Below are 7,568 nucleotides of genomic sequence, written 5' to 3'. Positions count from 1 at the left end.
GGATCAAACTCTCCAATAAAGTTAGTTTGTCTAGCATCTAAAAATAAAAATTGACGTTTCACGTTGTTTGTTTCGTTTAGTTTTCAAAGTTCAATATCACGTTTCAGCGACTTTTATAATATATCATAGTATATTATTTTCGTCAACAAGTTTTTCAAGATAACTTGTATCTCTCATTTGCTGACTCTGCCTATTATATATAGTTTCTTATTGCTATGCAAGTATTATTATAAAAAAATAAAGAGAAGGAAGAATCCCCTCTCTTATTCTTCAGAAGAAACCTCTTCACTAGTTTCTTCTTCTTCATCCTTTTGCGCTTTTGCTACTGTTGCTACCTCTTGCTCATCCTCTAATCGAATTAGACGAACACCTTGTGTATTACGTCCCATTTGAGAGATTTGATCAACCGGCATACGAATAATAACACCCGCGGCTGTAATTAACATAATGTCTTCTTCACCTGTTACAGATTTAACTGCTACTAATTTACCGTTCTTATCTGTAATGTTACAAGTTTTCAGACCTTTACCACCACGACTTTGTAGTCGATACTCTTCAACTGGAGTACGCTTACCGTACCCGTTTTTCGTTACAATTAAAACATTCGTATCTTCTTCAACAATTTCCATACCTACTACTTGGTCCTCTTCGCCTAGTGTAATAGCTTTTACACCAGCTGCATTACGGCCCATAGAACGCACATCTTGTTCATTGAAGCGAATTAACATACCGTTGCTTGTCCCTACGATAATATCTTTATCGCCAGAGGTTAAACGTACAGAAATCACTTCATCTTCTTCACGAAGCGAAATTGCAATTAAACCGTTCGTACGTATATTTGCAAATGATGAAAGTGGCGTTCTCTTAGAAATACCTTGTTTCGTTGTAAAGAATAGGAACTGGTCATCACCAAACTCACGAATTGGAATAATGGCATTGATCCACTCACCCTTATCTACCCCTAATAGGTTAATAATCGGTAGCCCTTTCGCAGTACGACTATACTCTGGAATTTCATATCCTTTCGTACGGTATACTTTACCCTTGTTTGTAAAGAATAAAATATGATCATGGGTGGACGTTGTTAATAAATGTTCAACAAAGTCATCATCATTCGTACCCATTCCTTGTACACCACGTCCCCCACGGTTCTGTGTTTTGTACGTAGAAGCTGGCAACCTCTTAATATAACCGTTATGAGTTAACGTAATCGCAATGTTTTGCTCAGGAATTAAATCTTCATCTTCAATAAATTCCATACCGCCAATTGTAATTTCTGTTCGTCTCTTATCATTGAAACGTTCTTTTACTTCTGTTAATTCTTCACGAATAATCTCAAGAACTTTCTCTTCATCTGCTAAAATCGCTTTTAATTCAGCAATTAACTGCATTAAGTCTTGATACTCTTGCTCGATTTTTTCACGTTCTAATCCAGTTAAGCGTTGCAGACGCATGTCTAAAATCGCTTGCGCTTGTTTCTCACTTAAACCGAAACGTTCCATTAAGCCCTGCTTTGCAATATCTGCCGTTTTTGAACTACGAATTAACGTAATAACTTCATCAAGATGATCTAAAGCAATTCGTAATCCTTCTAAAATATGAGCACGTGCCTCTGCTTTTTCTAATTCATAAGCAGTACGTCTACGGATTACTACCTTCTGGTGCTCCAAATAATGATATAAGTTTTGTTTTAAATTTAGTACTTGAGGCTCTCCATTTACAAGAGATAACATATTAATACCAAAACTTGTTTGAAGCGCTGTATGTTTATATAAATTATTTAATAGTACATTAGCATTAGCATCACGACGTACTTCCATAACGATACGCATACCATTACGATCTGATTCATCACGTAAATCTGTAATGCCTTCAATTTTCTTATCGCGAACTAATTCTGCAATTTTTTCAATTAATCGTGCCTTATTAACTTGATAAGGTAGTTCCGTTACGATAATAGATTGTTTACCGTTTGACTTCTCTTCAATTTCAACCTTAGCACGAAGCATAATAGAACCGCGACCTGTTTCGTAAGCTCTTCGAATTCCACTTCGCCCTAAAATTAAACCTGCCGTCGGAAAGTCTGGCCCAGGAATATATTCCATCAATTCCGCGATAGTAATATCAGGGTTATGACTTAATGCCAGCACACCATCAATTACTTCGCCAAGCTGATGCGGCGGGATATTTGTTGCCATACCAACAGCAATACCTGTCGTACCGTTTACTAATAAATTAGGGAAACGCGCTGGTAATACAATCGGCTCTCTTTCCGAACCATCGTAGTTATCTTGATAATCAATTGTATTTTTTGAAATATCACGTATTAATTCCATAGAAATCTTAGACATTCTTGCCTCTGTATAACGCATTGCCGCTGCTGAATCTCCATCTACAGAACCGAAGTTACCATGCCCATCAACAAGCATATAACGTTGACTGAAATCTTGCGCCATACGTACCATCGTTTCATAAACAGCTGAATCACCGTGGGGGTGATACTTACCAATTACTTCACCAACAATACGTGCTGATTTCTTATACGCTTTATCAGCTGTAATTCCTAAATCATTCATCGCATATAAAACCCTACGATGCACAGGTTTTAATCCATCACGAACATCTGGTAATGCACGAGATACGATAACACTCATTGCGTAATCTAAAAATGAGGTACGCATTTCATGACTAATATTAATTTCTCGAATTCGTGCTTGTTGTTGATTGTCTGACATCAACGAGCACCTCCTCTTACATTTCCGTTACACATACATTGATTTATATGTAGAAGACAGGAATACTTAGATTCCTGTCATTACTCATTTAAATATCAAGGTTTTTCACGTATTTTGCATTCTCTTGGATAAAGTTACGACGTGGTTCCACTTTATCACCCATTAAAATTTCAAACGTTTCGTCTGCTTCTATTGCATCTTGAAGAGAAACTTGAAGTAACGAACGTACTTCTGGATCCATTGTCGTCTCCCATAGCTGAGTTGGATTCATTTCTCCAAGACCTTTATAACGTTGGATTCCTGGTTTCGGCTGGGCTGGTAGCTCAGCTAATATCTTTTCAAGTTCTTTATCGTTATAAGCATATTGAATTTTTTTACCTTGTTGTACTTTAAACAAAGGTGGCTGCGCAATATATATATAGCCACACTCAATGATTTGACGCATATAACGATAGAAGAACGTTAATAATAGGGTACGAATATGCGCACCATCAACATCGGCATCGGTCATAATAATAACTTTATGATAGCGTGCTTTTTCAATATCGAAGTCTCCACCGATATTTGTACCGATCGCCGTAATAATTGTACGAACTTCATCATTTGATAAAATTTTATCTAAGCGTGCTTTTTCAACATTAATAATTTTACCCTTCAGCGGTAAAATCGCTTGGAAATGACGATCGCGTCCTTGTTTTGCAGATCCACCCGCAGAGTCACCCTCTACGATATAAATTTCACTAATTGCTGGATCTTTAGAAGAACAGTCTGCCAATTTCCCTGGTAAACTTGAAACTTCTAAAGCACTCTTTCGGCGAGTTAGCTCACGAGCCTTTTTAGCTGCTACACGCGCACGCGCTGCCATCGTTCCTTTATCTACAACTTTACGTGCAACATTGGGATTTTCCAGTAAGAACTTTTCAAAAGCCTCTGAGAATACTGACTCCGTAATCGTTCTCGCTTCACTATTTCCAAGTTTCGTCTTCGTTTGCCCTTCGAATTGTGGATTTGGATGTTTAATTGACACGATTGCTGTTAAACCTTCACGAACATCTTCACCAGTTAAATTACTATCCGCATCTTTTAAAATGTTATTTTTACGGCCATAATCGTTAATCACACGTGTTAGGGCAGTTTTAAATCCTACCTCATGTGTACCACCTTCATACGTATGAATATTATTTGTAAATGAGTAAATATGATTTGTATATCCTTCGTTATATTGAAGCGCAACTTCAACTTGAATACCATCTTTTGAACCCTCTACATATACAGGCTCTTCATGAATTGGTTGTTTTGAACGATTTAAATGTTCAACATATGATTTAATTCCACCTTCATAGTGGAACTCTTTCTTTTGTTTATGTTCACGTTTATCTTCAATTGTTAATTTAATATTACGATTTAAAAACGCCAACTCACGCATACGAGTCGCTAGCGTATCAAATTCATATTCTGTCGTCTCTTTAAAAATTTCTGGATCCGGTTTAAAGCGAGTTATTGTTCCAGTTTTATCTGTATCACCGATGACTTTTAAATCTGCAACCGGAATACCTCTTTCGTATTTTTGGTAATGAATTTTACCGTCACGATGTACAAATACTTCTAGTTCTGTTGACAAGGCATTTACAACAGATGCACCAACACCATGCAAACCACCAGAAACCTTATAACCGCCACCGCCAAATTTACCACCAGCGTGGAGGACAGTCATAATAACCTCAACTGCAGGACGTCCCATTTTTTCTTGTATACCAACTGGGATACCACGGCCATTATCCGTTACAAGAATACTATTATCTTCTTCAATACTAACGTTAATTTCATCGCAATATCCTGCTAATGCTTCATCGATACTATTATCAACAATTTCCCATACAAGGTGGTGAAGTCCTTTCCCACTCGTAGATCCAATATACATACCTGGACGTTTCCGAACTGCCTCTAGTCCTTCAAGTACCTGTATCTGACTTTCATCATATGCATTTTCTTGCATTTGTTTTTGTTCCATTGACACAAAGATCACCTACTTTTCCATTTAAACAGGGGTTTATGCCCTATCTATTTCACAATCTACCGTGCCGTTCGTTACATGAATTGTTTTCGCGTCTTTCAATGTTTCGTGTTCAATTCCGTCGACACTCGTCGTTGTAACAAATGTTTGCACCTTTCCTTGAATTGTATTTAACAGATGTGATTGACGATAATCGTCTAATTCTGATAAAACATCATCCAGCAAAAGGATTGGATATTCTTTAACCTCTGAATAAATCAATTCAATTTCAGCTAATTTTAGGGATAGTGCAGTCGTTCGTTGTTGTCCTTGCGAACCAAAGACTTGAACATTTTTACTATTAACGAAGAATTGTAAATCATCACGATGAGGACCAATTAAAGTCGTACCACGGAAAATTTCACGTTGTTTCACAGATTGAAAACTTTCATAGTATACTTCTTTTATTTTCGACAAATCCATTGATTCTGATACATCTACACTCGGTTTATAAATAATTTCTAATTCTTCTAATCCACGGCTTATACCACGATGAATTGGGGCTGCCCATTCTTGCAGTAAATGTAAAAAATCAAAACGTTTTTGCAATATTTTTGCACCGTGTTCAATCAGTTGCAGTGTAAATACATCCAACATCGTTTCCTCATTTTTACTATTCCCTTGCATTTTTTTTAGCAAGTGATTTCGTTGCGTGAGCACTTTTTGATATTGACTTAATTCATACAAATAAACAGGAGCTATTTGTCCTAATTCCATATCTAAAAAGCGTCTTCTTACTTGAGGGCTTCCTTTTACAAGATTTAAATCTTCTGGGGCAAACATGACAACATTCATTTCGCCAATATATTGACTCAACTTTTGTTGTTCAAGTTGATTTAATTTTGCCTTTTTACCTTTTTTCGAAATATTTAATTCTAAAGACAAAGAATTATTTCTCTTTTGTAATTTCCCTTTAATTTGACCAAAATCTTCATCCCAACGGATAAGCTCGCGGTCATTGGAGGTTCTATGAGATTTCGCCATCGCTAACACATAAATAGCTTCCATCAAATTTGTTTTCCCTTGCGCATTTTCACCGATAATTACATTCACTTTATCTTCAAAGGAAAGCTCTAATTTTTCATAATTGCGATAGTTTTTTAATTGTATTTCTGAAATAAACAAAGGGCTCCCCCTTTATGCCTGAACTTGGAAAGTTCCGCTACCCGGAATTTCAATAATATCGTTCGCATATAACTTGCGACCTCTTCTGTTTTCAAGTTCTTGATTCACGTACACTTCATATTCTTGTAAAAACCATTTTACAGCGCCACCTGTATCGATTACATCAGCTAACTTTAAAAATTGTCCTAGTGTAATATACTCTGTTGAAATTTTAATACGTTTCATAAAATCGCTCACTTTCTCAAAGTGTTCATTCTTTCATTGTACTAAATAAACTAGCATTAGGAAAGTAATACCCCAAAATCAAATAAGGGCTACTAGCATCTTTAAACTAGCAACCCTTATTTTCTATCTAGTAAGTACGAACTGGTAAAATTAATTGAGTAATTGAATCATCATTTACTGTACGAATTAAGAATGGTCTCATTGCCCCAGTAAAGCTAATCTTAATCTCTGTACTATCTAAAGCTTTTAATGCATCCATCATATATTTTGCACTAAAAGATATTTTTAATTCTTCCCCATCTACGTTTTCACATTGAACTTCTTCCACTACTTTTCCGATTTCCGGAGAATTAGAAGAGATTTCCAACATTTTTTGTTCTAACGTTGATAATTTTACAACATTATTTCGGCCGTCTCTTGCTAATAGTGAAGCACGATCAATAGCCTGTAGAAATTCTTTTGTATTCACAAAAATATCCGTCTTACTCTCTGCTGGAATTAGACGTGTTGTATCAGGATAATTTCCTTCTAACAATCTTGAGAAGAATAATAAATGTTTTGTACGGAATAATACTTGATACTCCGTAATAACGATATCTACCATTTCTTCCGACTCATCTAAAATTTTACTTAATTCATTTAGGCTCTTACCTGGAATTACAACATTTGCTTGAAACTCATCTGCAATATTATATCCTTCGATCTTTGCTTTTCGAAGTGCTAGTCTGTGACTATCTGTTGCAATACAAATTAATTCGCTGTTATATACCTTCCAGTTTACACCTGTCAAGATCGGTCTTGTTTCCGAAGTAGAAACTGCAAATACAGTTTGTCTAATCATATGTTTAAGTAAGTCTGTTGGAATCTTAAAAACATGATGTTCTTCAATCTGTGGTAATAATGGATATTCAGCAGAATCTAAACCATTTAAGTTGAACTCTGATTTTCCAGATTTTATTTTTGTCATAAAATGATTTTCTACAGAAATTTCGACAGTGTCTTTAGGTAATTTTTTTACGATCTCACTAAAATATTTTGCTTGTAAAACAATACTTCCTGATTGTCCGATTTCTACAATCTCTTTTCCGTCCTCTTCGACTGGAATAAACGATTCAATAGAGATGTTTGCATCGCTTCCTGTTAATGTAACCCCTTCTTCAGTAGCGACAACTTTAATTCCTGTAAGAATTGGAATTGTTGTACGAGAAGAAACAGCCTTCATTACATCCTGTACACTTCTTACAAGATAGTCTTTTTGTATTGTAAAACGCATAAAGAAAAACCTCCGGTAAGTATAAGATTTTATTTAATTAATAAAGATAAAAAAATAGTAGTAATAGTAATAGGGCTTGTGGATATGTGGATAACTCAGTTGAAAGATGTAAAAACAGTCTATCTACATGTGGATAGACTGTGCGTAAAACAAGGAG

5 protein-coding genes are annotated in these 7,568 nt (G+C 35.7%); all 5 read right to left on the bottom strand.

The window, feature by feature from the left end:
• Positions 1-263: 263 nt before the first annotated feature.
• The 5 genes from gyrA to dnaN all read right to left on the bottom strand — a co-directional run bounded on the left by gyrA (position 264) and on the right by dnaN (position 7,411).
• On the bottom strand, positions 264-2,735 hold the full coding sequence (gene gyrA / locus DPQ31_RS27150) for a DNA gyrase subunit A (RefSeq protein WP_097958138.1): 2,472 nt from the start codon (positions 2,733-2,735) through the stop codon (positions 264-266).
• An 88-nt stretch (positions 2,736-2,823) separates the two neighbouring features.
• A complete protein-coding gene (gene gyrB, locus DPQ31_RS27145) occupies positions 2,824-4,746 on the bottom strand; it encodes a DNA topoisomerase (ATP-hydrolyzing) subunit B (protein ID WP_000435980.1) in 1,923 nt (640 codons plus the stop codon).
• Between the two features lie 39 nt (positions 4,747-4,785).
• The gene (gene recF, locus DPQ31_RS27140) at positions 4,786-5,913 is read right to left on the bottom strand and encodes a DNA replication/repair protein RecF (protein WP_087969756.1); all 1,128 of its coding nucleotides are present in this window, start codon (positions 5,911-5,913) and stop codon (positions 4,786-4,788) included.
• Between the two features lie 12 nt (positions 5,914-5,925).
• Complete coding sequence (gene yaaA / locus DPQ31_RS27135; protein WP_000821369.1) at positions 5,926-6,138, bottom strand: S4 domain-containing protein YaaA; 213 nt, start codon at positions 6,136-6,138, stop codon at positions 5,926-5,928.
• A gap of 127 nt (positions 6,139-6,265) precedes the next feature.
• Positions 6,266-7,411, bottom strand: coding sequence for a DNA polymerase III subunit beta (gene dnaN / locus DPQ31_RS27130; RefSeq protein WP_001212898.1), 1,146 nt, complete (start codon positions 7,409-7,411; stop codon positions 6,266-6,268).
• Positions 7,412-7,568: the final 157 nt, after the last annotated feature.

Origin of the sequence: Bacillus sp. COPE52 (genome assembly GCF_003355115.1) — a bacterium.
Taxonomy (GTDB): domain Bacteria; phylum Bacillota; class Bacilli; order Bacillales; family Bacillaceae_G; genus Bacillus_A; species Bacillus_A toyonensis.
The sequence above is the reverse complement of the archived record's forward strand: the minus strand, read 5'-3'. Positions and strand labels throughout refer to the sequence as shown.